The 24,085-nt window shown below is 65.7% G+C and carries 23 protein-coding genes and 3 tRNA genes; 19 read left to right on the top strand and 7 right to left on the bottom strand.

Features of this window, described 5'->3' with window-relative positions; genetic code table 11:
* Complete coding sequence (locus MUN23_RS01965) at positions 1 to 1,029, top strand: GNAT family N-acetyltransferase (protein ID WP_248761852.1); 1,029 nt, start codon at positions 1 to 3, stop codon at positions 1,027 to 1,029.
* A gap of 87 nt (positions 1,030 to 1,116) precedes the next feature.
* Here MUN23_RS01965 and MUN23_RS01960 read toward each other — a convergent pair whose 3' ends face one another.
* Both MUN23_RS01960 and MUN23_RS01955 read right to left on the bottom strand, forming a co-directional pair.
* Complete coding sequence (locus tag MUN23_RS01960; RefSeq protein WP_248761850.1) at positions 1,117 to 1,917, bottom strand: DUF1295 domain-containing protein; 801 nt, start codon at positions 1,915 to 1,917, stop codon at positions 1,117 to 1,119.
* Positions 1,914 to 2,654 carry an alpha/beta hydrolase gene (locus MUN23_RS01955; RefSeq protein WP_248761848.1) on the bottom strand — a complete coding sequence of 247 codons (741 nt, stop codon included), beginning with the start codon at positions 2,652 to 2,654 and terminating at the stop codon, positions 1,914 to 1,916. Before MUN23_RS01955 ends, MUN23_RS01960 begins: the two co-directional genes overlap by 4 nt.
* An 80-nt stretch (positions 2,655 to 2,734) precedes the next feature.
* Between MUN23_RS01955 and MUN23_RS01950 the strand changes: the two genes are divergently transcribed.
* From MUN23_RS01950 to MUN23_RS01925, 6 genes are all read left to right on the top strand, one after another.
* Positions 2,735 to 4,198 (top strand): YibE/F family protein, encoded by a 1,464-nt coding sequence (locus MUN23_RS01950; protein WP_248761846.1) that lies wholly within the window; start codon positions 2,735 to 2,737, stop codon positions 4,196 to 4,198.
* Positions 4,199 to 4,286: 88 nt separating this feature from the next.
* Positions 4,287 to 5,465, top strand: a complete 1,179-nt coding sequence (gene dusB / locus MUN23_RS01945) for a tRNA dihydrouridine synthase DusB (protein ID WP_248761844.1) — start codon at positions 4,287 to 4,289, stop codon at positions 5,463 to 5,465.
* The gene (locus tag MUN23_RS01940; RefSeq protein ID WP_056348248.1) at positions 5,449 to 6,747 is read left to right on the top strand and encodes a deoxyguanosinetriphosphate triphosphohydrolase; all 1,299 of its coding nucleotides are present in this window, start codon (positions 5,449 to 5,451) and stop codon (positions 6,745 to 6,747) included. Before dusB ends, MUN23_RS01940 begins: the two co-directional genes overlap by 17 nt.
* 52 nt (positions 6,748 to 6,799) lie before the next feature.
* Positions 6,800 to 8,755, top strand: coding sequence for a DNA primase (gene dnaG, locus MUN23_RS01935; protein ID WP_248761842.1), 1,956 nt, complete (start codon positions 6,800 to 6,802; stop codon positions 8,753 to 8,755).
* Positions 8,756 to 8,822: 67 nt separating this feature from the next.
* Positions 8,823 to 8,895, top strand: a tRNA-Asn gene (locus MUN23_RS01930).
* Positions 8,896 to 9,020: 125 nt separating this feature from the next.
* Positions 9,021 to 9,093 (top strand) — tRNA-Asn (locus MUN23_RS01925).
* A gap of 52 nt (positions 9,094 to 9,145) precedes the next feature.
* Here the strand turns inward: MUN23_RS01925 and MUN23_RS01920 are convergent.
* The 3 genes from MUN23_RS01920 to MUN23_RS01910 all read right to left on the bottom strand — a co-directional run bounded on the left by MUN23_RS01920 (position 9,146) and on the right by MUN23_RS01910 (position 11,069).
* Positions 9,146 to 9,553 carry a hypothetical protein gene (locus tag MUN23_RS01920; RefSeq protein WP_248761841.1) on the bottom strand — a complete coding sequence of 136 codons (408 nt, stop codon included), beginning with the start codon at positions 9,551 to 9,553 and terminating at the stop codon, positions 9,146 to 9,148.
* An 86-nt stretch (positions 9,554 to 9,639) separates the two neighbouring features.
* Positions 9,640 to 9,819, bottom strand: a complete 180-nt coding sequence (locus MUN23_RS01915; RefSeq protein WP_248763961.1) for a hypothetical protein — start codon at positions 9,817 to 9,819, stop codon at positions 9,640 to 9,642.
* Between the two features lie 26 nt (positions 9,820 to 9,845).
* Positions 9,846 to 11,069, bottom strand: a complete 1,224-nt coding sequence (locus tag MUN23_RS01910) for a multidrug effflux MFS transporter (RefSeq protein WP_210412416.1) — start codon at positions 11,067 to 11,069, stop codon at positions 9,846 to 9,848.
* Positions 11,070 to 11,258: 189 nt separating this feature from the next.
* Here MUN23_RS01910 and MUN23_RS01905 point away from each other — a divergent pair, with 189 nt between their 5' ends.
* The 6 genes from MUN23_RS01905 (at position 11,259) to MUN23_RS01880 (ending at position 16,622) form a co-directional block, all read left to right on the top strand.
* Positions 11,259 to 12,113, top strand: coding sequence for a phage holin family protein (locus MUN23_RS01905; protein ID WP_248761840.1), 855 nt, complete (start codon positions 11,259 to 11,261; stop codon positions 12,111 to 12,113).
* Between the two features lie 60 nt (positions 12,114 to 12,173).
* On the top strand, positions 12,174 to 12,797 hold the full coding sequence (locus tag MUN23_RS01900) for a CDP-alcohol phosphatidyltransferase family protein (protein ID WP_058929539.1): 624 nt from the start codon (positions 12,174 to 12,176) through the stop codon (positions 12,795 to 12,797).
* The gene (locus tag MUN23_RS01895) at positions 12,797 to 13,705 is read left to right on the top strand and encodes a DMT family transporter (protein WP_248761839.1); all 909 of its coding nucleotides are present in this window, start codon (positions 12,797 to 12,799) and stop codon (positions 13,703 to 13,705) included. The genes MUN23_RS01900 and MUN23_RS01895 overlap by 1 nt, the downstream gene beginning before the upstream one ends.
* Positions 13,706 to 13,830: 125 nt before the next feature.
* Positions 13,831 to 15,027: a glycosyltransferase gene (locus MUN23_RS01890; RefSeq protein WP_248761838.1), complete on the top strand. Its 1,197-nt coding sequence runs from the start codon at positions 13,831 to 13,833 to the stop codon at positions 15,025 to 15,027.
* Positions 15,028 to 15,168: 141 nt separating this feature from the next.
* Positions 15,169 to 15,245, top strand: a tRNA-Ile gene (locus MUN23_RS01885).
* A 186-nt stretch (positions 15,246 to 15,431) separates the two neighbouring features.
* Entirely contained in the window at positions 15,432 to 16,622 is a 1,191-nt protein-coding gene (locus MUN23_RS01880) for an acyl-CoA dehydrogenase family protein (protein ID WP_248761837.1), read from the top strand.
* 47 nt (positions 16,623 to 16,669) lie between these two features.
* On the opposite strand, the gene MUN23_RS01875 is transcribed toward MUN23_RS01880, so the two are convergent.
* Positions 16,670 to 17,167, bottom strand: a complete 498-nt coding sequence (locus MUN23_RS01875) for a murein hydrolase activator EnvC (protein ID WP_248761836.1) — start codon at positions 17,165 to 17,167, stop codon at positions 16,670 to 16,672.
* Positions 17,168 to 17,570: 403 nt separating this feature from the next.
* On the opposite strand from MUN23_RS01875, the gene rpsB reads away from it, so the two are divergent.
* From rpsB to MUN23_RS01845, 6 genes are all read left to right on the top strand, one after another.
* Positions 17,571 to 18,473 (top strand): 30S ribosomal protein S2, encoded by a 903-nt coding sequence (rpsB, locus tag MUN23_RS01870; RefSeq protein ID WP_248761835.1) that lies wholly within the window; start codon positions 17,571 to 17,573, stop codon positions 18,471 to 18,473.
* Positions 18,474 to 18,602: 129 nt separating this feature from the next.
* On the top strand, positions 18,603 to 19,439 hold the full coding sequence (tsf, locus tag MUN23_RS01865; protein ID WP_056348268.1) for a translation elongation factor Ts: 837 nt from the start codon (positions 18,603 to 18,605) through the stop codon (positions 19,437 to 19,439).
* Between the two features lie 127 nt (positions 19,440 to 19,566).
* Positions 19,567 to 20,304 (top strand): UMP kinase, encoded by a 738-nt coding sequence (gene pyrH / locus MUN23_RS01860; protein ID WP_056348271.1) that lies wholly within the window; start codon positions 19,567 to 19,569, stop codon positions 20,302 to 20,304.
* A gap of 125 nt (positions 20,305 to 20,429) precedes the next feature.
* On the top strand, positions 20,430 to 20,987 hold the full coding sequence (gene frr / locus MUN23_RS01855) for a ribosome recycling factor (protein ID WP_056348274.1): 558 nt from the start codon (positions 20,430 to 20,432) through the stop codon (positions 20,985 to 20,987).
* Positions 20,987 to 21,910, top strand: coding sequence for a phosphatidate cytidylyltransferase (locus tag MUN23_RS01850; RefSeq protein WP_248761834.1), 924 nt, complete (start codon positions 20,987 to 20,989; stop codon positions 21,908 to 21,910). The genes frr and MUN23_RS01850 overlap by 1 nt, the downstream gene beginning before the upstream one ends.
* 92 nt (positions 21,911 to 22,002) lie before the next feature.
* Positions 22,003 to 22,587, top strand: a complete 585-nt coding sequence (locus MUN23_RS01845) for a DivIVA domain-containing protein (protein ID WP_056348278.1) — start codon at positions 22,003 to 22,005, stop codon at positions 22,585 to 22,587.
* Positions 22,588 to 22,611: 24 nt separating this feature from the next.
* Here the strand turns inward: MUN23_RS01845 and MUN23_RS01840 are convergent, their stop codons facing one another.
* Positions 22,612 to 24,078, bottom strand: coding sequence for a cation acetate symporter (locus tag MUN23_RS01840; protein ID WP_248761832.1), 1,467 nt, complete (start codon positions 24,076 to 24,078; stop codon positions 22,612 to 22,614).
* Positions 24,079 to 24,085: the final 7 nt, after the last annotated feature.

Here is a 24,085-nt window from a genome sequence, read left to right as displayed (position 1 = left end):
ATGGCCATCGAATACCGCGAATGGCGTGAGGGCGATGACCTGACGCTGCTGGAAATCTGGGGTGGCCCGGAGACCGAACAGGCCCGGCAGTTCCGCGGTGCCCTGGCCGTCTCCTCGGCCGGCACGGACGGCGCCCCGTGGCGCCGCTGCATCGTGGCCGAGGACGTCATTGACGGCGTCGGCATTCCGGTGGCGGCGGGCGTGGTTTACGAGGCCTCGCTGCACCCGGAGCGGCTGTGGACCTACATCGAAGTGGCGCGCGATCACCGCCGCGCCGGCATCGGTGCCACGCTCCTGACCATGCTGCGGCGCGAAGCCGGGCAGGCGCCGTCGGGCGTTACCCGGCTGCGCGCGAAGGTGCAGCCGGGCACTCCGGGGGCCGCGTTCGCCGAGGTGTTCGGGCTCGCGCCCATCCAGCGTTCCCGGCTGGTGGTGGTGGAGCCGGGCGCCCTGAAGCTGCCCGTGTTCCCTGCGAAGAACGACGGCGGCGGGCTGGCCAACGACGAAAACGCCGGTTCCGACGTCGTAATGGATCTCGCTACCGGTTCCGTTGAGCTGACCGACGTCGTGGGGCGGTATTACACGTCGATCCACGGCTGGGATTCGCCGGGCGTGCTGTCGGTGGGGCAGGTGCAGAAGCTGTTCCTGGATGATCTCACCGGCGCCCACGGTGCGCTGGTGCTGCGCGCCGAGCCGGGATCTGCCTTTGGTGCCGGGGTTTCCCCCAGCAAGAAGGGCCGGATCCGCGCCTTTGCGGTGAGCTATGCGGAGGCAGCCCAGGACCCGGCGACGGATGCGTCGGCCCAGGGCGCTAAGGCCACGGATGTGTTTGTGGGCCACGAACCCGCGCTGGAGGCAGACGACGCCGCAGCCGCCGTCCGTGACCTGCTCTCGCTCCTCGCGTACCAGCACCCGGTCATGCTGGAACTGGACGATTCAATGACAGCGCTGCGCGCCGCCGTCGAGCCCTTGCTGGAAACCGGCAAGGCGCGCCAGGCGGGTGCCGAAACGCTGATCGTCGCGGACTGACCCCACCACCCCCAACTGGGTCGCAGCAGATGTCGTTACGAGCCGTCATAACGACACCTGTTGCGACCCAGTTTTGTTGGCGGGGAGTTACCGGTGTTTGGGCGGCCACGGGATGAAGCCGCTGGTGGCCTCGACGTATTCCCGGTAACCGGGCCGTCCGGACATCGCCTTTTCCGTCAGGGGCTTCCCGGTCTTCCCGGCGAGCGTCCACACCATCAGTGCCGGGGAAAGGATGGTCAGGATGCCCGGCCAGGAGTCTGCGGCTATGAGGAACAGCCCCGTCCAGATGGCCGCATCGCCGAAATAGTTGGGATGCCGGGTGTACCGCCACAAACCGGTCTCCAGCACTGTGCCGCGGCGGGACGGATCCTTCTTGAAGCGGGCCAGCTGCCAGTCGCCCACGGTCTCGAACACAAACCCCGTCACCCACAGCAGGACGCCGAGCCCGGCCACCCACCCCACAGGCCCGGTGGCGAACATCCCCACCTGCAGCGTCAGGGACACAAAAAACATCACCACGCCCTGCGGCAGGTAGACGCGGCGGAGCGCAAACGCGTTCCTGGATCCGGGCGCCGGGTCCAGCAGGGCCCTGTAACGCGGGTCTTCATGTCCGTCGCGCGCCCGCCAGCCAATATGGCCGCCCAGCCGCAACCCCCAGACCGCCGTCAGCAGAAGCAACAAGGCGCGGCGGGTGTCATCGCCCGATCCGGCCGACAGGAACCAGGACACTACGGCCACCGCAACGAAGCCGGGGCCCCACGCGACGTCCATCACTGAGTGCCGGCCCTGCCGGACGGCCACACCAAACGTCAGCGCCAGGACCGCCAGGACTGCCAGTGCTGTCCAGGGCAACGCCGCGCCGAACGCCGGCCAGGGAAAAGGGCTCACAGGGCCACTTCGGCGGCGGACCCGGGCACCAGCTCAGCCAGCTTGTTCGAGGCCTGGTGTGTGAACCGGATGCGCTCGGCGAAAGCCTTCATCACAAAACCGGTGGCCAGCGTGTGCCACAGCCGGCCGCGGCGGACCATAAAATGACCGGCACCGTGCAGCGAAACATACTGCATGGAGGCTGCTGTCCCGGTGGCTCGGCGCGCAAACGCCAAGGACTGGGACGGGCTGGTCATATGGTCTCCCGTGCCGTGGACAACCAGGACCTTGCGTCCGGCGAGCGGGGTGGCGGGTGTCTCCGGGCTGAGCCACGGGGCCAGCGCCACCACGGCGTCCACCTGCGGATGGTCCGCGGCGGTCACGGCGGTGAGGCCGCCCATGGAGTGCCCCACCAGATACACGGGAACCCCAGGGTGCTGCGCACTGATTTGCTGGAGGGCCCAGCGGGCATCCTGCAATGCGGACCTGTCCGGCCCGTTCCAGCCACGCACGCTGTTCCGCAGGGACCACACCGCCAGCCCGTGGTCCTTCCCGGCACGGTGCAGGTGACGGGCGAACGTGACCATGCGCAGCGGGCTCAGGTGGCGGGCCGCCACGGGCTCATAGCTGTGTGCTTTGCCCCCGTGCAGGACCAGTGCCACGCCCCGCGTTGTCCCGGGGGCCGCCAGCACAGTGAGTGCCGCCTCCCGCCTCGCAGCAGGTTCGTTGGTGTGGAATTCAGTCCTGCGGTCCGTCACGCGTGGTTCCTCCCGGTTCCTGCCATTTACCAACCCTAAGGCGCCGGACGTAGAGTTCAAGGTATGAGGTTCAACTGCTGATGGGCTCCGGTCACACCCACGTCTCAACAGATCATTCGGAGCCGACGGCCCAGGCGATTGCCGCCCGCCGGAAGGCAAACCGCATCCTGGCCGCGGTGCTGGTGCCGCTGACGCTTCTGACCCTGGCGGGAATGGCCATGCTGTGGCCGTCCGGGTCCAAGGACGGCATCTCCCTCGCCAACCCCTATTCGGCGGCGCCCGGCGTGACGTTCGATACGGGCAAGATCCAGAGCGTCGTGGAAGAAAGCTGCATGCAGGGCTCCACCGCCCCCGGCCAATCCCCGGACACCAGCGGCCAGCCCGCCCCCGCCGGCTCCGACTGCATGTTTGCCTTTACGGAACCGGACCAGGGGGGCAGCCCCGTCAAAGTGGTGATCAACCCGGAAGTGGCACAATCCCATGGCGTGAAGCCGGGGGACCAGATCAGGTACCTGAACCTTTCCAACGCCCCGGGCGCCGCGGCGTCGCAGGGGTCCCCGGCCTACATCTTCGTTGACTTCGTCCGGACCCTGCCCATCGTGATCCTGGCGCTCCTCTATGCCCTGGTGGTCATCGCTGTGGCGCGCTGGCGCGGACTCCGGGCACTGCTGGGGCTGGTGGGCGCGTATTTCGTCCTAGCCGGCTTTATGTTGCCCGGGCTGGTGGAGGGCAAACCTCCGCTGCTGCTGGCCCTGGTGGGGTCAACGGTGATCATGATCGGGGTCCTGTATTTTGCCCACGGATTCTCCGCCCGCACATCAACGGCGCTGCTGGGCACCATGTTCGGCCTTGCCATCACGGCGCTGCTGGCGGCCTGGGCCACCGACGCCGCCAACCTCGCCGGAGTGGGCAGCCATGATGCCACCACCCTGATCAATACCTCGGCCAACATCTCCATTTCCGGGGTGATCCTGTGCGGCCTCATCATCTCGGGGCTTGGTGTCCTGAACGACGTCACCATCACGCAATCGTCCGCCGTCTGGGAACTCTACGAGTTGGCTCCCGGCACCAGCGCCCGCAAGCTCTTCACCTCCGCCATGCGGATCGGCCGGGACCACATCGCCTCCACGGTTTACACCATCGCGTTCGCCTACGCCGGCGCAGCCCTGCCCATCCTGATCATTGTGATGCTGTACGACCGGCCGCTGGGGGACACCCTGACCAGCGCCGAACTGTCCGAAGAAGTCATCCGCACGCTCGTCGGCTCCATCGGCCTGGTCCTGGCCATTCCCGTGACCACCCTGATCGCCGTGCTGGTGGTCAAGGCCACCGGCGTCCGGACGGCCGGACAGTCCGCCATCGGCGTCCCGGACGAAGACCGCCGCCCCCACGGCACCTCGGGCGCCGCCGCCATCAACGCGGACGACGTCGACGATACCGGTGCGCTCGCGGCGGCCGCGTTCGAGAGGCGGTCACGGCAGTCCACGGAAGATTCCGCCGATCCTGCCACCACCCGGAGGGGACGCCGGGCAGACCGCGGCTGAACGGGTAGCTGAACGGGCAGCTGAACGACGCCAGGGGACCCAAATGGGCCCGGCGCGCCGATTTGCCCGCCTTTGCGACAATGGACAAGTGACTGTTACCGCAACGCCTCCCGCCCCCAAGCTGGAACTCCCGCCCCTGAAGCTAGGCCCCATCACGGTGGACACGCCCGTGATCCTGGCTCCTATGGCGGGCATCACCAACTCCGCTTTTCGCCGTTTGTGCCGTGAATACGGCGGCGGCCTGTACGTGGCGGAGATGGTCACCTCACGCGCCCTCGTTGAACGCACACCCGAATCACTGCGCATCATCTCCCACGACGACGACGAAAAAGTCCGCTCCGTCCAGCTGTACGGCGTGGACCCGGTGACCGTGGGCGCCGCTGTCCGGATGCTGGTGGAGGAGGACCGTGCTGACCACATCGACCTGAACTTCGGCTGCCCCGTTCCCAAGGTGACCCGGCGCGGCGGCGGCTCCGCCCTGCCCTGGAAGACTGACCTCTTCACGTCGATTGTCCAGACCGCGGTCAAGGAAGCGTCCAAGGGCAATGTCCCGCTCACCATCAAGATGCGCAAGGGCATCGACGATGACCACCTGACGTACCTCGACGCCGGCCGGATCGCCCGCGATGCCGGGGTCGCCGCCGTCGCGCTTCACGGCCGCACCGCGGCGCAGTTCTACTCCGGCCAGGCCGACTGGTCTGCGATCGCCCGCCTGCGCGAAGCCCTGCCGGACATCCCTGTCCTGGGCAACGGCGATATCTGGTCCGCTGAAGATGCCGTCCGCATGGTCCGGGAAACCGGCGTTGACGGCGTGGTGGTGGGCCGCGGCTGCCAGGGCCGCCCGTGGCTCTTCGGTGACCTGATGGCTGCCTTCGAAGGAAGCGACGTCCGCCACAAACCGGACCTGGGCAAGGTCGCCGAGAGCGTCTACCGGCACGCCGAACTGATGGTCGAAACCTTCGGCGACGAGGGCAAGGCCCTGCGGGAGATCCGCAAGCATATCGCCTGGTACTTCAAGGGCTATGTGGTGGGCAGTGAGCTCCGCACCCGGATGACGCTGGTGAACAGCCTTGAGGAACTGCGGGCTGCTTTGGACGAACTGGACTCCGCGTCGCCGTACCCCGGCCTTGACGCCGAGGGCCCCCGCGGCCGCGCCGGCTCGCCGAAAACTCCGGCGCTGCCCAAGGACTGGCTGGAATCCCGTGCGCTGAACGCCGCGCAGTCCCAGGACATCTCCGCCGCGGAACTGGATGTTTCCGGTGGCTGAGACGCGCACCACGGCACAGGCCCTGCCCGGCTACGAGGCCCACGATTCCGCCCGCTGGGTGGAGGAACCGCCCAAAAACAACTACCGCTCCGACTTTGAGCGGGACCGCGCCCGGGTGCTGCACTCTTCCGCCCTGCGCCGCCTCGGCGCGAAAACGCAGGTAGTTGCCCCGGACACCGACGACTTCGTCCGCACCCGCCTGACCCACAGCCTCGAGGTTGCCCAGGTGGGACGGGAACTGGGCCGCGCCCTGGGCTGCGACCCGGACGTGGTGGACACGGCCTGCCTGAGCCATGACCTGGGGCACCCGCCCTTCGGCCACAACGGCGAGTCCGCCCTGAACGAGGTGGCCCATGCCATCGGCGGCTTCGAAGGCAACGCCCAGACCCTCCGGCTCCTCACCCGGCTGGAGCCCAAGGTCCTGGCCACCGACGGGCGCCCGGCCGGCCTGAACCTCACGAGGGCCAGCCTGGATGCGGCGGCGAAATACCCTTGGTCCGCGCTGAACGCGCCGGTCATCCACGGCCAGCGCACCAGCAAGTTCGGCGCCTACGAGGACGATCTGCCCATCTTCAACTGGATCAGGGAGGGTGCGCCGGAACGCCGCTCGTGCCTGGAGGCGCAGGTTATGGACCTGGCCGACGACATTTCCTATTCCGTGCACGACGTCGAGGACGCGATCGTGGCCGGGCACTTCCAGCTGCGCTGGATGGACAACCCGGACCACCGGGCCCGTGTGGTGGGCTACGCCAAGCAGTGGTACCTCCCGCACAACGACCCCGCCGCGATCGATGCCGCCCTTGCCCGGTTGGAAGCCACCGACGTGTGGGTCCGCGAGGCCGACGGCAGCCGCAAGTCCATGGCCGCACTGAAGGACATGACCAGCCAGCTGATCGGCCGGTTCTGCCAGAGCGCCCTGGAGGCCACGCGTGCCGTCTACGGCCCGGAAAACCTCACCCGGTACAGCGCTGAGCTGATGGTCCCGGACGAAACGGTCATGGAGATCGCGGTGATGAAGGGCCTGGCCACCACGTTTGTGATGACCACCGAACACCGCCAGCCCATCTACGAGCGCCAGCGCGAGGTGCTGCACGCCCTGGTTACCGCCCTGAACGCCACGGGCGACCGCCACCTGGAGCCGATGTTCGCGGCCGACTGGCGGGACGCGCCCGACGACGGCGCACGGCTCAGGGTGGTCATCGACCAGGTGGCGTCGCTGACGGACGGCTCGGCGCTGGCTATGTACGAACGGCTCGTGGGGAGCCTGCCGTCGCTGTGGTGACAGACGCCATAGCGACGCGTTCGCTGTCAGACCCCGGGACTAGGATGGCTCTGTGGCTGGCCTGATCAAACGTGAAGACATAGACGAAGTACGCCAGCGCACGGACATCAAGGAAGTGGTTGACGGCTACGTCACGCTTAAGGGTGCCGGGCTGGGGACCTACAAGGGCCTGTGCCCCTTCCACGACGAACGGTCGCCGTCGTTCACCGTGCGCCCCCAGGTGGGCAGGTACCACTGCTTCGGGTGCGGCGAAGACGGGGACGTCATCGCCTTTGTGCAGAAACAGGACCACACCTCATTCCACGAGGCAGTGGAAAAGCTGGCTGCCCGCATCGGGTACGAACTGCGCTATGAGGACGGCGGCACCGGCCCCAACCGTGAGGAAGTGGGCAAGCGCCAGCGCCTCCTGGATGCCCACAAAATCGCCGATGAGTTCTTCCGCGCCCAGCTGCTGACGCCCGGAGCCGCCGAAGGCCGGAACTTCCTGTTCGGCCGTGGCTTTGACCGCGCCGCCTCGGAGCAGTTCGGTGTGGGCTACGCACCGCAGGGCTGGGACGCGCTGCTGAAACACCTCCGCGGCCGCGGCTTCACGGACCAGGAGCTGAAGCTGACGGGCATGTTCTCCGAAGGCAACCGGGGCATCTACGACCGGTTCCGGGGCAGGCTCATCTGGCCCATCCGCGACATCGCCGGCGACACCATCGGCTTCGGCGCCCGCAAGCTGTATGAGGACGACCAGGGCCCCAAGTACCTCAACACCCCCGAAACCACGCTCTACAAGAAGTCCCAGGTGCTCTACGGGATCGACCTCGCCAAGCGCAGCATCGCCAAAGACCGCCAGCTCGTGGTGGTGGAGGGATACACGGACGTGATGGCCTGCCACCTGGCGGGAATTCCGACGGCGGTGGCCACCTGTGGCACGGCGTTCGGCACCGAGCACATTAAGATCGCCCGCCGCCTGCTGTCCGACGACGGCAGCGGGGGAGAGGTCATCTTCACTTTTGACGGTGACGCCGCCGGGCAGAAGGCCGCACTGCGCGCCTTCGAGGAAGACCAGCGCTTTACCGCCCAGACCTATGTGGCGGTGGAGCCCACCGGCGCCGACCCCTGCGACCTGCGCCAAAGCAGGGGCGACGCCGCCGTGCGGGACCTGATCGCCACCCGCCGGCCGCTGTTCGAGTTTGCCATCAAAGCCACGCTCAGGCGCCACAACCTGGACACCGTGGAGGGCCGGGTGGCCGCGCTGCGGGAATCCGCTCCGGTGGTGGCCCAGATCCGCGACGCAGCCATCAGGCCCGAGTATGCCCGGGAACTGGCCGGCTGGCTCGGCATCTCGGTTGAAGACGTCAGCCGGGCTGTGGGCGTCGCCATGAAGCGTGCCGCTCCGGGCGGGCCGGCTGCACCGGGAACGCCCGCCGGTGCCCCGGGCCAGATGGCGTCCGCCCAGTCGGGGGCCGTGCAGGCGGGTTCCGCCCAGGCGGGCGGACCCGGCGTGGCTGCCGGGCCGACGTCGGGCGCTGTCCCTTCCTACCAGCGGCCCGACCCACGGGACCCCGTGGCCTCCATGGAGCGGCAGGCGCTGGAAGTGGCGCTGCAGGAGTCCGCCCTCCTGGGCGGCGGCATCTGGGAGCGCTTCGCGGCGGCACGGTTCGTCACGCCGGCGTTCCAGGCCGTGCACGACGCCATGCGCGCCTCGGGTCCTGGACTTATCGGTGAGCCCCTGCGCTGGGTGGAACAAGTGATGCACGAAGTCCCGGAACCCCTGCGGCCGCTGGTGTCCGAGCTTGCTGTGGTGCCGCTTCCCGCGAGCACTGCTGAAGCAGTCCAGAAGTACTGCAAGGACATTCTGTCCCGGCTGTTCGAGCTCCAGATCACGCGGGTCAAGGCGGACAAGATGGGCCAGCTGCAACGGCTGGATCCGGCAGCGAACCCGGAGGATTTCCAGCGGCTCAACAGGGAACTGATGATGCTGGAAATGGAACGCCGGGCACTGCGCTCGGACGCCTGAAACGCGCCGATTTCACTCCTGATTTCGCTTCCAGCCGGTGTCTTTGTTAGGCTGGTACCCGCTTCATTCCTCCTTAGCTCAATTGGCAGAGCATTCGACTGTTAATCGAAGGGTTGCTGGTTCAAGTCCAGCAGGAGGAGCGCACAATCCCCGTTCCGGGTCTCCGGAACGGGGATTTTTTTATACCCGGGGAGGGTATTTCGTGGTGCGCCGCCGCCGATTTCACATTCCCGGGAAACCTTTGCTAATGTCATACCTGCTTCATTCCTCCTTAGCTCAATTGGCAGAGCATTCGACTGTTAATCGAAGGGTTGCTGGTTCAAGTCCAGCAGGAGGAGCAGACAAACAAAGAATCCCCGTCCTCTCTGTGAGGGCGGGGATTCTTTGCATTCACACAAAGTCCATTTCCACCTGCAGGAACCGCTCAGCCTCGGCTATGGCCGCGCGGAAGGCGTCCTGCTCGGTGGGGTACTTGCGGGGCTCGCGCGGATGCCATTCATGGGGTGCCGAGTACACGCGGACGAAGCCGGAGGCCGGTGGTGCGTAGAAGATCCCGAAGCGCTGCACCGGCCACTCAGGCGAGGTCTCCGGGGCCACCAGGAGGGCGGCGTTGAAGGCGGCATTGAACCACTGCGCGATGGGCCGCCGCCGGTCGTCGGTGAAGAGTCCGGCAGCATAAAGGGCTGCGGACTGCTGTCCGGTTTGGGCGCATAGCCGGTCCCACCACAAGGGCAAGATGCCTGAGTCGCAACGTTGCCATGTGGCCGGGGGCGGCGAGTGGAACTGCCAGCTGGGCACGGATTTATTTTATCGTGGGAAAGCTCCCGGGCGGCAGGGGTTGCCCCTCGCTCGGTGGACCGGGATTTGGCGCCGCGTCCCAACAGCTAGGGACGGTTCCAAGGGCCCGGGTTGACCCGGTACAGCAGGGCAGCACCTGCCAGGGCACCGAGGATGATGCCGATGGCACCGCTGCCGAACACGCGCCCCAGGAAGTAACCTGCGACGCCGCCGAGCACCGCCCCGAGGAACAGTCCCCGGGGGTTGCGGTGCGGTTTGCGTTTTATGGGTTTCATCAGTGGGTCGGCGGGGTTCAGTGGATCGAGGGCACGGTGCGGGGCCTGACGACCAGCCAGAGGCCCGCTATCGCCACCAGTATGCACGCGGCCTGCACGGCGCCCATGGGCGTGGAGCTGGTGATGCCCAGCCACCCCGCCACCGGTGAAACCAGGCCGGCCATCAGGAAGGTCGCGGCACCCAGGAGGGACGCGGCCGTCCCGGCCTGTGCGCCGTGGCTGCTCAGGGCCAGCACCTGCACGCAGGGGAACGTAAAGCCTGCACCCATGATGTAGAACCAGAGCGGAACCATCACGCCCCAGAGCCCCAGGCCGGCCTGGTCAAAGACCACGATCAGCAGGGCCATAAGGAACATCCAGGCCGTGGAACAAGCAAGGATCCATTGCGGCGGGACAGTACGGATGAGCCTGGAGCTGGTCTGGACGCCGGCCACAATGCCCAGGGAATTGATGCCGAACAGCAGGCCGTACTCCTGCGGCGAGAACCCGAAAATGTCCTGGAACAGGAACGGCGACGCGGACAGGTAGGTGAAGAGGCCAGCGAAGTTCATGCCGCCCACCACCAGCAGGCCCACGAAGATCCGGTCCGTAAAAAGAACCTTGTAGCGCTGGCCGGCGGTCATACCGGTCAGGCCGCGCTTCTCCGGTGGCAGTGTTTCGCGGACCAAAACGAGCGCGGCGATGATCACCAGGGTGCCGTAGCCGGCCAGGAACACGAAGATTCCCGGCCAGGGCATCACCAGGAGCAGCTGCGATCCGATCACCGGGGCCAGGATCGGTGCCAGCCCGTTCACCAGGGCCATGCGCGAGAACATCCGGACCATGGCATAGCCGGAGAACAGGTCCCGCACCATTGCCATCGCCACCACACCGCCGCCTGCAGCACCCACGCCCATGAGGACGCGGAAGAGGCCCAGCGTGGAGATATCGGTGGACAGGGCCGCTCCCACGGAGGAGGCGATGTGCAGGGCGGTGGCCAGGATCAGCGGGAGCCGCCGGCCGAACTTGTCGCTGAAGGGGCCCACCACCAGCTGGCCGAGGGCAAAGCCCACGGTGGTGCCGGCCAGGGTCAGCTGGACCTGGGCCTCGGTGACCCCAAGGCTCGCTTCCAGTGCCGGGAACGCAGGCAGATACAGGTCGATCGTGAACGGACCCAACGCGGTGAGGGCGCCGAGGAGGAGGATGTACAACAGTTTCCGGCGGCGGGTCAGCGAATCGCCCGGATTCGAGGGAGTGGTCACGGAGATCAATCCTAGGCCCGGAAGTTCCATCTTTCCGGGGTTGCAGGCGCGCCGTGCGGCCAACCCGGAAGTTTGCCCTGAACCTGAATGATAGTTTTGGGGGCGGGACCGTGCTGCCGCGGGCTCCCACAGCACACCGATGCCGAACCGACCAGGCAGCAGACTACGCAACAAGTTAGGCGGGAACCGATGAGCGGACGTCACACCGGGCGCACCAGCCAGGGATTGCGGATCACCGCGCTGCCCAGGACGCTGAAACTTCTTTTCCGTCTGGCCCCTCGCCAACTCAACGATGAAATCGCCTTCGCCAAAATCGAGCTCAAGCGCAAGGGCATCCAGGTAGGCGTCGCCGCCGCCTTCTTCGCGGTTGCGCTTATTTTTGTGGCTTTCCTGGTGGTTGGCCTGATCGTGGCCGCCATTATGGGCCTGGCCACCATCATGCCGGCGTGGCTCGCCGCGCTGCTCGTCTGCGCCCTGTTTCTGGTCATTGCCGTCATTGGCGGCCTGATCGGCGTCCGCAAATTCAAGCAGGCCATGCCCCTGGTCCCGGCCGAGACCATCCGCGGCATCAAACACGATCTCGGCATCGTCAAGGAAGGCTCGGACTTCAACGCCGCGCTGCTCGATCCGGCCAGCCCGGAGGCCAAGGCCGCCAAGGCTGCCAAGGACGAGGCTGCCGCGAAGGCCAAGGCCGAGAAGGAAGCCAAGGCCGAGGCGCACAAAAAAGAGTTCCCGCAGGCGTCCGAGCCCGAGCTTCACCGCCGCCTGGAACAGCGCCGGCGCCACCTGGCCCAGGTCCGCGACGAACTGGATACCGAGCTCGACATCAAGCCGCAGGCCATGTTCCTGCTGGGCGCTGCCAAGGAAAAACTGGGGGAGGGCAAGGCTGCCGTTGAACATGGCGCTGCCAAGGCCAGCCAAAAGTACGCTGACTTCTCCGGATCCCCGGACGGCGCCGGCCTCCGCTGGAAGCCACTTGCCGCACTTGCAGCCTCCGCAACGATCTTTGTGGTGCTCCTGCGCAGGCTGCTGCGGAACCCCTAACAACACAACACGTCACACTGGGCTCTGAAGTCACACTGGGCTCTAAGGAAGGGGGACGGATTGAGGTTCATCGGCGCTGGTGCGCGGCCCGGCCGCCCCCAGGTTGACCACGACCGCGTCTTTACCATCCCCAACGCCCTGACAGTGCTGCGCTTTATGGGCGTACCACTTTTTGTCTGGCTCGTGCTGGCCCAGAAGGAATACGGGACCGCCGTTGTGGTCCTGGTGGTCATGGCGGGAACCGACTGGATTGATGGCTACGTGGCCCGCCGCTTCGACCAGGCGTCCAAGCTCGGCCGCGTCATGGATCCGCTGGCTGACCGGCTTGCCCTGATCGCGGTGGCGGTCACCCTGGTGATTGCCGGCGTCGTCCATTGGCTGTACCTGGCCGCACTCCTGGTGCCTGACGCCGTGCTCCTGGTGCTGACGCTCTCCTACTTCCGGGGTCACCCGGACCTGCCAGTGAGCCGTGTGGGCAAAGTCCGCACCGGACTCCTGCTCCTGGGCACACCCTTGCTGGTCCTGTCTCGATTGGACACTCCGTTTGCCGGGCCGCTGTACATTGCAGCCTGGATCGTGCTGGGACTTGGGCTCACCGGCCACTGGATTGCCGCGTACAACTATTTCTGGGCCATTCTGCGGAAGGGCCGTCAGCAGTCCCATCACGACGGCGGCACCGCCTGATGGTATGGGTGGCGGTCCTGCTGGCGGTGCTTGGCGCATTCTGCCTTGCCCTGGGTGCGCAGAAGCAGGGGAGCGCCGTCAAAGCCGACACCGGCGGGCTGGCACTGAGTTCAAACGGCTTCCTCCGCCTGCTCCGCAATCCGCGGTGGGTGCTGGGACTTCTGCTGCTGAGCCTCGGGATGGGAATGAACGCGGTGGCCCTGGTCTCCGCGCCGCTGACGGTGGTGCAGCCGATCGGCGCCATTGCGCTGGTCATTACCACCGTGGTGAACGCCCGCGACCAGGACATCACCATCAACCGGGCCACCATGGTGTCCATCGCGGCCTGCGTGACCGGCTCCGCACTCTTTGTCCTGCTCGCCGTCAACGTGACGCAGGAGAACCACCATGTGAGCCAGGAGGACGAGCTCACCATCGTGCTGCTGCTGGCACTGGCCGTCGGCGTGTTCGGCACCCTGGCGGTCATGTTCCGGCACCGGATGAGCGCGTTTGTCTACATCCTCGGCGCCGGCGTCCTGTTCGGCTTTGTCGCGGTGCTGACGCGCATCATCGGCAAGCACCTGCTCGACCCGAACGGGCTGGCGCTGCTCAATGTCCAATGGTATTCGGTGGTGGCCATCGCGGCGGCCGGCGGCCTGGGTTCCTGGTTTGTGCAGAGCGCCTACTCGGGCGGCCCGCCGGACCTTGTCATCGCCGGGCTGACAGTCATCGACCCGATTGTGGGCATCGCCATCGGCATCGTGATCCTGGGCGAGCTGCGCCCGGACGTCCACGCCGTGATGGCGATTGCCATGGCTACGGCTGCTTCGCTTGCTATCGTGGGGGTGATCGCCCTTTCCAGGCACCATCCCGAGGTCACCAAGCGCAGGAAAGATGCGCGGAAGGCGGCGGGCAGGGCGTCCCACTAGCTTGTTACCCAACTCGCGCACTTTCATGACCAGCCGATTCCAAGAGGCCCCGCGCTACCGTGCCGGCGGCCAACCGGTGCGGCCAGCGACAGCTGCCCGTGCCGTGACCTTCAGGAGCTCTTCACGTGACAACGCCCTCTGACCAGCCTCCCCTGACCATCCTGATCGCCGCGGATACGTACCCGCCCCACATCAACGGGGCTGCGCAGTTCAGCTACCGTCTGGCCAACGGCATGAGCGGACGCGGCCACAACGTGCATGTGCTGGCTTGCCGTGCGGACGACGGCGCGAGCTTCACCGAGTTCCGCTCCGAGGCTACCGTGCACCGGCTCCGTTCCCACGGGGTCTTCACCCACGAGTACTTCCGTATCTGCTTCCCCTGGGAAATCAAGAAGGAGATCGGCCTCCTTTTCGATCGGATCAAGCCGGATGTGGTGCACATCCAGAGCCACTACATGATCGGCGAGCACGTCCTCTACGAAGCGGCGAAGCGGGGCATCAGGATCGTGGCCACCAACCACTTCATGCCGGAGAACCTGAACCCGTTCCTGCCGTTCCCGCAGTGGTTCAAGGACATCATCGGCAAGATCTCCTGGAAGGACATGGGCAAGGTCATGGGCCGGGCGGACGTCGTCACCACGCCCACACCGCTGGCCGCCAAGGCCATGCACCAGCACGCGTTCCTGCACAAGGTGCTGCCGCTCTCCAACGGCATTGACTCTGCAGCCTATGAGCTGCAGCCCGGCGAAGTGATCGAACCCCATGCCCACCCGACGGTGGTGTTTGCGGGGCGCCTGGCCGACGAAAAACACGTGGACGTGCTCATCAATGCCGTGTCCAAGACGCCTGCGGAGCTCAACGTCCACCTGGAAATTGTGGGCGGCGGCGAAGTCCGCGCTGCTCTTGAAGCGCAGGCGGAACGGCTCGGACTGGGGGAGCGGGTGAAATTCCTGGGACTGGCCAGCGATGAGGACCTCCGTGAGGCCTACATCAAGGCGGATCTTTTCTGCATGCCGGGGACCGCCGAGCTTCAGTCCCTGGTGACCCTTGAGGCGATGTCTGCCTCCACGCCCGTCCTGTTGGCGGATGCCATGGCCCTGCCGCACCTGGTGCGCGACGGCGAGAACGGCTATCTGTTCACACCCAACGACAGCGACGACCTCGCAGCCAAGATCACGCGGATCCTGCAGCTGCCAGCCGAGGAACGGGCGGCAATGGGCCAGGCAAGCCGGCGGATGGTGGAACCGCACAGCATCGAGGGCACGCTGCAGACCTTCGAGGACCTCTACCGGGGTGCAAGCTACGACGACAAGGCCCTCTGACGCTGGTCTCGCAGTGGCCCGCCCCAGCCTGCCCGGACCCCGGCGCCCTAACTGCGTGGTCCTGATGCCCGCCACTGTTTGCTAGAGTGTTTTTGCCCTGCTGAAGCCGAAGTCCTCCGCGGACCAAGCCGGCAAGGGCAGGGGGCTATAGCTCAGCTGGTTAGAGCGCGGGACTCATAATCCTAAGGTCCTCGGTTCAAGTCCGAGTAGCCCTACCAAGCACGACACTGCAGGAACCAAACCATCGTGGAACCGCGGCTGACGAGAGATCGTCGGCCGCGGTTTCTTTCGTTTTCCCGCAATCTGCGGTATGTTACTGACCAGTAACTTACCGTGCCGCTGAGTCCCGGCCTGTCCTGCCATGGCTGGCCTGTCCGCGCTGCTGATCTTTGCGAGGGAACCAAATGTCCAAAGCCTCTATTGACATCAACAACCTTCCGTACGCCGACGGCGACTTCTTCGCCTTCGAGCAGCTTCTCACCGCCAAGGAGCAGGACCGGCTCGCCGAGATCCGGGGCTTCCTCGCCCGCGAAGTCCGGCCGATTGCCGTGGATTGCTGGAACCGCGGCGAGTTCCCCATGGAGCTCATTCCCAAGCTGGCCGAAATCGACCTGGTGAGTCCGGTCAGGCGCCAGGGCTACTCCAACCTGTTTGCCGGCCTGGTCCATGCCGAGGCCACGCGCGCCGATACCTCCATCGCCACCTTCATGGGCGTGCACGACGGACTGTTTACCGGCTCCATCGAAGCCCTTGCCTCCCAGGAACAGCAGGAGGCGTGGCTCCCGGATATTTATTCGCTGAAGAAGATCGGCGCGTTCGGTCTTACGGAGCCGCTGGGAGGTTCCGACGTAGCCGGCGGCACGCGCACCACAGCACACCGGAACGGCGACACGTGGATCCTCAATGGCGCCAAGCGCTGGATCGGCAACGCTACTTTCTCGGATTGGGTGGTCGTCTACGCCCGGGACCTCGCCGACAACCAGGTCAAGGGTTTCCTCGTGGATACGGCGCTGCCCGGCTTCAGCGCCACCAAGATTGAAAACAAGATCTCCCTTCGGACCGTCCAGAACGCGGACATCGTCCTGGAGAACGTGGTGGTTCCGGACTTCTTCAAGCTGGCGGGCGCCAACAGCTTCCGCGACACCAACAAGGTCTTGAAGGTCACGCGGCTGTCCGTCGGCTGGCAGGCAGTCGGACAGCAGCTGGCAGCCTTTGACGTGGCCCGCCGCTATGCCGTGGAACGCCACCAGTTCGGCCGCCCGCTCGCGTCGTTCCAGCTCGTCCAAAGCCAGCTGGTGCAGATCCTCGGGAATGCCGTGAGCTCCATGGGCATGATGGTCCGGCTTTCCCAGCTGGAGGATGCCGGCCAGGCCAAGGATGAACAGTCCGCCCTGGCCAAGGCATTTACCACCGCCCGGATGCGCGAGAGCGTGGCGATCGGCCGTAGCCTCCTGGGCGGCAACGGCATCGTGACCGACTTCGAGATGGCCAAGATCTTTGCCGACGCGGAAGCCATCTACTCGTATGAGGGAACCCACGAGATCAACACCCTCGTGACCGGCCGCGCCATCACCGGGATCTCGGCGATCGTCTAGAGCCGTCAGCCGTCAGCCGTCAGCCGTCAGCCGTCAGCGCTCGGCGGTCAGCCAGTGTCCAGCCCCAGGGGCAGCAGGATGGACGGGCGGAGGTCGGTGACGAATTCCAGCGGATTGACGTAGGCGTCCCCCTGCCTGACGCCCCAATGGACGCAGGCAAGAGCGCCGCAGTGCCCGGGTTGCAGCGTTCCGATGATCTCGCCCTTCGCCACCACGGCCCCGGCCGTGAGCGGACTTTCGACGGGCTCAAAACTGCTGCGGAGACCGCCCCCGTGATCGATGGTGATCACGGGGCGGTCCACCACTACTCCCACGAAACTGACGGTGCCGGACTCCGGCGAGGTGACCGGGACGCCGTCGTGCGTTGCCTCAAGGTCCACGCCACGGTGCCCGCTCATCCACGGCTTGTCCGGCGGGTCAAAGGCGCGCAGCACCGCGGGCCTGGGGGAGAGCGGCCACTCCCAGGAAGCGCGCGGCGCTGTATCCGCTGGAGCCGCCGCGGCCGGCAATAAGAGCACTGCCGCGAGGGCAACTATTGCTTTCATAAACCCAGCTTTGCGTGCCGGATCCCTCAGTGGGAGTGCGCACCTTGGCCATGTGGAAAACGCCCGGCGAAGGCCCTCAGGTTGTCCTTCGGCTATTGGCTCCTGTTGTACACTTGGTGGAGCAGTTTGCTGTGCCCTCAACGCTTGCGTCGGCACGCCTCATTCAGGAATGCGGGGGAGCAGCAACTGACTACGCGCATCCAGCCCTCCAAATCTAAAGCTTCGGCTTTGTTCGAGGAGGATTGTGCCTCTTGCGGTCAGGGCCTTCGCGGTCCTGATGAGAGTCGCAATGGATGCCAGGAGCACGGCCCGCCTTGGGCCAAGCTAATCAACCGTCAACTATTGGCAGGGTAAGAGGGCCGCAAGGCTTTCTCATGAATGACCTGCCGGAAGGAGCGCCGGCATGCCCGTCGTAACTATGCGCCAGCTGCTTGACAGCGGCGTCCACTTTGGACACCAGACCCGCCGTTGGAACCCGAAGATGAAGCGATTCATCTTCACGGAGCGCAACGGCATCTACATCATTGACCTTCAGCAGTCGCTGTCCTACATCGACCGTGCTTACGAGTTCGTAAAAGCCACCGTTGCACACGGCGGCACCGTACTCTTCGTCGGCACCAAGAAGCAGGCCCAGGAATCCATCGCTGAGCAGGCTACCCGTGTTGGACAGCCTTACGTGAACCAGCGCTGGCTCGGCGGTATGCTGACCAACTTCCAGACCGTTTCCAAGCGCATCCAGCGCATGAAGGAACTGGAAGAGATCGACTTCGACGACGTCGCCGGTTCCGCGTACACCAAGAAGGAACTGCTGCTCCTTCGCCGTGAACTCACCAAGCTGGAAACCAACCTCGGCGGTATCCGCAACCTGACCAAGGCACCTTCCGTGCTCTGGATCGTGGACACCAAGAAGGAACACCTGGCCGTTGACGAAGCCAAGAAGCTGAACATCCCGGTTGTGGCCATCCTGGACACCAACTGCGATCCTGACGAAGTCGACTTCCCGATCCCGGGCAACGACGACGCCATCCGCTCCGTGAACCTGCTGACCCGCGTTGTCGCCGACGCCGTTGCTGAGGGCCTCATCGCCCGCCACAACCGCGCCACGGGCACCACGGAAGCTCCGGAAGAGCCGCTGGCTGAGTGGGAGCGCGAACTCCTCGAAGGCAGCAAGACTGAAGAAGCACCTGCCGCTGAGGCTGCTCCGGCTGCTGAAGAAGCTGCCGCTCCGGCAGCCGAAGAAGCTGCTCCGGTTGCCGAGGAAGCTCCGGCTGCTGCCGAGGCTCCCGCCGCCGACGCTGAGAAGTAACACTAGTAAATCCGGATTCTCCGGCGCTGCCTGCAGCGCCGGAGCACCTGACAGGATGGCGGCTCACCCGGTGAGCCGCTGTCCTGTCGGTCCGTACACCACATACATTTTCTAGACAGAGGGGTTCACATGGCGAACTACACTGCCGCTGATATCAAGGCTCTGCGCGAGCGCACCGGCGCCGGCATGATGGATGTCAAGAAGGCTCTTGACGAAGCCAACGGTGACGCCGAAAAGGCCATCGAGATCATCCGCATCAAGGGCCTCAAGGGCGCTACCAAGCGCGAAGGCCGCTCCACCGCTGAAGGCCTGGTGGCCGCAAAGGTCAGCAACGGCGTCGGCGTGATGATCGAGGTCAACTGCGAGACCGACTTCGTCGCCAAGGCTGACAAGTTCATCCAGCTGGCCGACAAGGTCCTGGCCGTGGCTGTGGAGTCCGGCGCTGCCGACCTCGACACCCTCCTGGCCATCGAAGTTGACGGCAAGCCGCTGTCCGAGGTTGTCGTCGAAGAAGGCGCAATCCTCGGCGAAAAGGTTGTTGTCCGCAAGCTGTCCCGCATTGAGGGCGGCACTGTTGACGCTTACCTGCACAAGACGTCCAAGGATCTCCCGGCCCAGGTCGGCGTCCTGTTCGCTGTTGACGGTGAAGGCGAAGCCGCTGCCACCGCCGCACACGACATTGCAGTGCACATCGCAGCGATGTCCCCGAACTACCTGACCCGCGAAGACGTTCCGTCCGACCTGGTCGAGTCCGAGCGTCGCATCGCCGAAGAGACCGCCAAGGCTGAAGGCAAGCCCGAGGCTGCAATGTCCAAGATTGTGGAAGGCCGCGTTACGGGCTTCTACAAGGGTGAGGTCCTGGTTGACCAGGCTTTCGCCAAGGACGCCAAGAAGTCTGTGGCGCAGGTCCTCGAAGAGGCCGGCGTCAAGGGCACGTCCTTCGCACGTTTCCGCGTCGGCTCCTAGTCGAATCCGCAAAGGGGTGGCCACTTCGGTGGCCGCCCCTTTTGCATGCACCGGCTAAACGTCCGATGAGACCTTTGGCCACCCGGCACGATAACCTTTTTCAGAGTTCACCAACGGGAAGGCACCCATGGAAGCCGTCAATTCTTCAAGCCAGCCAGAGAAAAGCAGGCGCCGCGTCCTCCTGAAGTTGTCGGGCGAGGTCTTCGGCGGCGGCAAGCTGGGCGTTGATCCCGACACCGTGCGCGACGTCGCCAAGCAGATCGCCGCAGCGGTCCCCGAAGTGGAAGTTGCCATCGTCGTCGGCGGAGGCAACTTCTTCCGCGGCGCGGAACTGTCCCAGAGCGGCATGGACCGCTCGCGCGCCGACTACATGGGCATGCTCGGCACCGTCATGAACTGCCTGGCACTGCAGGACTTCCTGGAGCAGGCCGGCGTTGAAACCCGCGTCCAGAGCGCCATCACTATGGGGCAAGTCGCCGAGGCGTACATTCCCCGCCGGGCCATCCGCCACATGGAAAAGGGCCGCGTGGTCATCTTCGGCGCCGGAGCCGGCCTGCCGTACTTCTCCACGGACACAGTGGCCGCCCAGCGCGCCCTGGAGGTCCACGCGGACGTCGTCCTGATGGCCAAGAGCGGCGTGGACGCCGTCTACACCGCGGATCCCAAGAAGGACCCCACTGCCGAGAAGCTGGACACGCTGAGCTACGACGACGCCCTGCGCCGCGACATCAGGGTCATGGACCAGACCGCAATGACCATGTGCAAGGACAACAACCTTTCCATGGTGGTTTTCGGGATGGAAGGCGAAGGGAACGTCACCCGCGCCATCCTGGGCGAAAAGCTCGGTACCCTGGTGACCCCGTAGCTGCAGCTAGGATGATCTGAGCACGGTTCCATGCCCGCAACCGGGCAACAATGGAACCAGGAACCATGAACCAAGATTGTGCAGGGACCCGGTACCCGGACTGCACTGATTTCTGAGGAGAGACAGTGATCGAAGAAACCTTGCTCGAAGCCGAAGAGAAGATGGACAAGGCGGTAGAGGTAGCCAAGGAAGACTTCGCCTCGATCCGCACAGGACGGGCAAACCCGGGCCTTTACAACAAGGTCCTGGTGGACTACTACGGTTCGCCCACCCCGCTGCAGCAGCTTGCCTCCTTCGCCATTCCGGACGCGCGCACTATCCTCATCACGCCGTTCGATAAGACAGCACTGCGCGACATCGAGCGGGCCCTGAGTGATTCCGAGGTGGGCGCCAACCCCTCCAACGACGGCAACGTCATCAGGATCACCATCCCGGACCTGACCCAGGAACGCCGCAAGGAATACGTCAAGATCGTCAAGACCAAGGGCGAGGACGCGAAGATCTCCATCCGCAACATCCGGCGCAAGGCCAAGGAAACGCTGGACAAGCTCGTCAAAGACGGCGAAGCCGGCGAGGACGAAGGCAGCCGCGCCGAAAAGGAACTGGATGGCCTGACCAAATCGCACGTGGACGGCATCGACGAGCTGCTCAAGCGCAAGGAAGCAGAGCTGCTCGAAGTCTGATGAGCCAGGCAGAGCAGGCCCCCACCCAAAGGGCGCGCACCAGGGGGAAACAGTTGCGGAGCAATCCGACGCCCAAGGCCGGCCGGAATCTGCCGGCAGCCATTGTGGTGGGCCTGGCCATGCTGATCGGCGTGCTGGGCGGCCTGGTTTTCCTCCCGCTCGGATTCGTGGCTGTCACCACCGGGTTCGCGGTCTTCGGAGTCTGGGAGATCTTCCGTGCCCTGGAGGCGAACGGGACCAGGATGCCCATCGTCCCGGTCATGGTGGGTACAGTCGCCATGCCATTCGCCGCCTATCTCGGCGGTCTTGAGAGCCTGCTTTTCGCCATGCTCCTGAGCTGCGTGGCAGTCCTCCTCTGGCGTTCCGTGGAGAACCCCGCCGGATCAGCGAACAGCATCTTTGCCGGCGTGTTCACGCTGGGCTGGGTCCCGTTCTTCATCAGTTTCGCCACGTTGCCGCTGCACGCCGTCGGCGTCGCCACCCCGGTGGGTCTCTGGCCTGGCGGAACCGTGCCGCCCGGGGCCTGGCAGGTGGCCGTGATGCTGCTGCTGGTGGTCTCGAACGACACGTTCGGCTACCTCGTGGGCGCATCGCTGGGCAAACACCCCATGGCCCCGAAGATCAGCCCCAAGAAATCATGGGAAGGCTTCGCCGGCTCCATTGCCGGGGCCATGCTGATCGGCGTCCTTGCCAGCATTTTCCTGCTGGGCAAACCCTGGTGGGTGGGTGTGATCCTCGCCGTGGGCGTCGTTGCAGCGTCCACCGCAGGAGACCTGGCCGAGTCGATGGTCAAGCGTGAACTCGGGGTCAAGGACATGAGCAGCATCCTGCCCGGACATGGGGGCGTCATGGACCGCCTGGACTCCATCGTCTTCGCTTGTCCCGTTGCATTTGTGCTGTTCGCCCTGGTTGCGGGCGTCTGACGCGACCCTCTCGGACCATCTCCGCCGGACCGCCGGCAGTGCCAATAGACTGGTGCGTAACCTGACCCAGCTGAAGCAACAAAGGAACAACAGTGGCATTGGACTTTCAACGGAAAATCCCCGCGTCGTTTGAGCGCGTGCGGGGCAACGAATTCGGGTACAACGCCAAACAGGTGGACCAGTTCCTCCAGCGGGCCAGGGTGGCACTCGAGACGCCGAAGGCCGCCATCCACGCCGTCACCAGCGCCGATGTCCGGAGCGTCTCCTTTGACCCGGTCAAGGGAGGCTACGCTGCCGCCGTCGTCGACGCAGCGCTGGACCGGCTCGAAGACGCCTTCGCCCGCCGCGAACGGGACGAACTGATCGCCGCCAAGGGCGAGGATGCCTGGCTGCGGGAGATCGGCAGCCTCTCCGGGATCCTCCGGGGCCGCCTCCACCGGCCTGACGGTGAGCGCTTCCGGCGCCCGTCAAAAAAGAAGGCCCGCAGTTACAACATCCTGGACGTGGACAATCTTTGCTACGACCTGATCGGCTACCTCGAAGAGGACAAGCCGCTCAGCGTGGACAACGTCCGCCGGGTGGTCTTCCGTCCCGCCGTGGGCAAGGACGGTTACGAAGAGACCCAGGTTGATGCCTTCCTGGACCGCGTGGTTGAACTCATGGCGGCCATCGACTGACTGCCCGTTAGCTGGTCACGGGACTCAGCGTTCGGTCACCAACGGCCGTTCGGGAGTGTGCAGCCGGGTCATGACGCGGCTCATGGTCCGCGGAATCCGGTGTTTTGTCCCCCGGGAGACAAGCACCATCACGGCGAAGGCGGCGGGAACCGTCCACGCCGCCGGCTGGGCCAGCCAGAAGGGCGTGCCGGAAGCGCCCAAGACCGTTCCCCACACCATGGCGCCGCCGCAGAGGACGCCGCCGGTCACCATTCCGGCAATGGCGCCGGCATCGGTGAGTCCCCGCCACCAGATGCCCAGCAGGAGCACCGGGCACACAGTGGAGGCGGTAAACGCGAACACCAGGCCCACACTGCCGGCCAGAGCCAGGGAATCAGTCATCACGGCAAATCCCAGCGGGACCACTGCGGAGACGACGGCGGCGAGCCGGAATCCCCGCACGCTGCCGCCCAGGACGTCCTGGCTGATCACGCCAGCCAGCGAGACCACCAAGCCGGAGGTGGTGGACAGGAACGCGGCGAAGGCCCCGGCCACCACCAACGCTGAGAGCAGGTCGCCCGCGGTTCCACCGATCAGCTGCCCCGGCAGCAGGAGAACCACCGCGTCCGCCTGCCCTGACCGGGCGAGTTCGGGCGCGAACATCCGCCCCACCAGCCCGTAGGCGGTGGGAAACAGGTAAAAAACGGAGAGCAGCCCGAGCACGATCAGCGTGGTCCGCCGTGCCGAGTGTCCGTCCGGATTCGTGTAGAAGCGGACCAGGACGTGGGGGAGTCCCAGCGTGCCGAACAGCAGCGCCACCAGCAGCGAGATGTTCTGGTACGGCCCGGCGGGGGCCAGCCCGGTGGGATTCACGACGGCGGGGGCCACGGCGGCGCTCCCGTCACCGGCAAGCGTGAACACGATGAACAGGACGGGCACGGCAAGGGCGGTGAGCTTCAGCCAGAACTGGAACGCCTGCACAAACGTAATGGAGCGCATGCCTCCGGCAACAACGGTCAGGCACACCACAACCACCACGGCCACGGAGCCTACCCAGGCCGGCAGCCCGGTGGTGATCCGGATGGTCAAGGCCGCGCCGTGGAGCTGAGGCACAATGTACAGCCAGCCCACCACAACCACCACCACGCTGGTCACACGGCGGACTGCGCGTGAATCCAGCCTCGCCTCGGTGAAGTCCGGGATCGTGTAGGCGCCGGAGCGGCGCAGCGGTGCGGCAACAAAGAGCAGCAGCATCAGGTAGCCGGCGGTGTAGCCCACGGGAAACCACAGGGCGTCGGTACCGGACAGCAGGATCAGCCCGGCCACGCCCAGGAAACTCGCCGCCGAGAGGTACTCCCCGCCGATGGCAGAGGCGTTCCACCATGGCCTGACGGTCCGGGAAGCCACATAGAAATCGCCGGTGGTCCGGGAAATCCGCAGACCGTAGAACCCGATGGCGGCCGTTGCCAGCGAAACAACAACAAGCGCCACCACACCAACTGCGGGATTCATGAGGTGG

This window comes from Pseudarthrobacter sp. SSS035 (assembly GCF_023273875.1).
Classification (GTDB): Bacteria; Actinomycetota; Actinomycetes; order Actinomycetales; family Micrococcaceae; genus Arthrobacter.
Note: the sequence above shows the minus strand (reverse complement) of the source record. Positions and strands in the feature narration are given on the sequence as shown.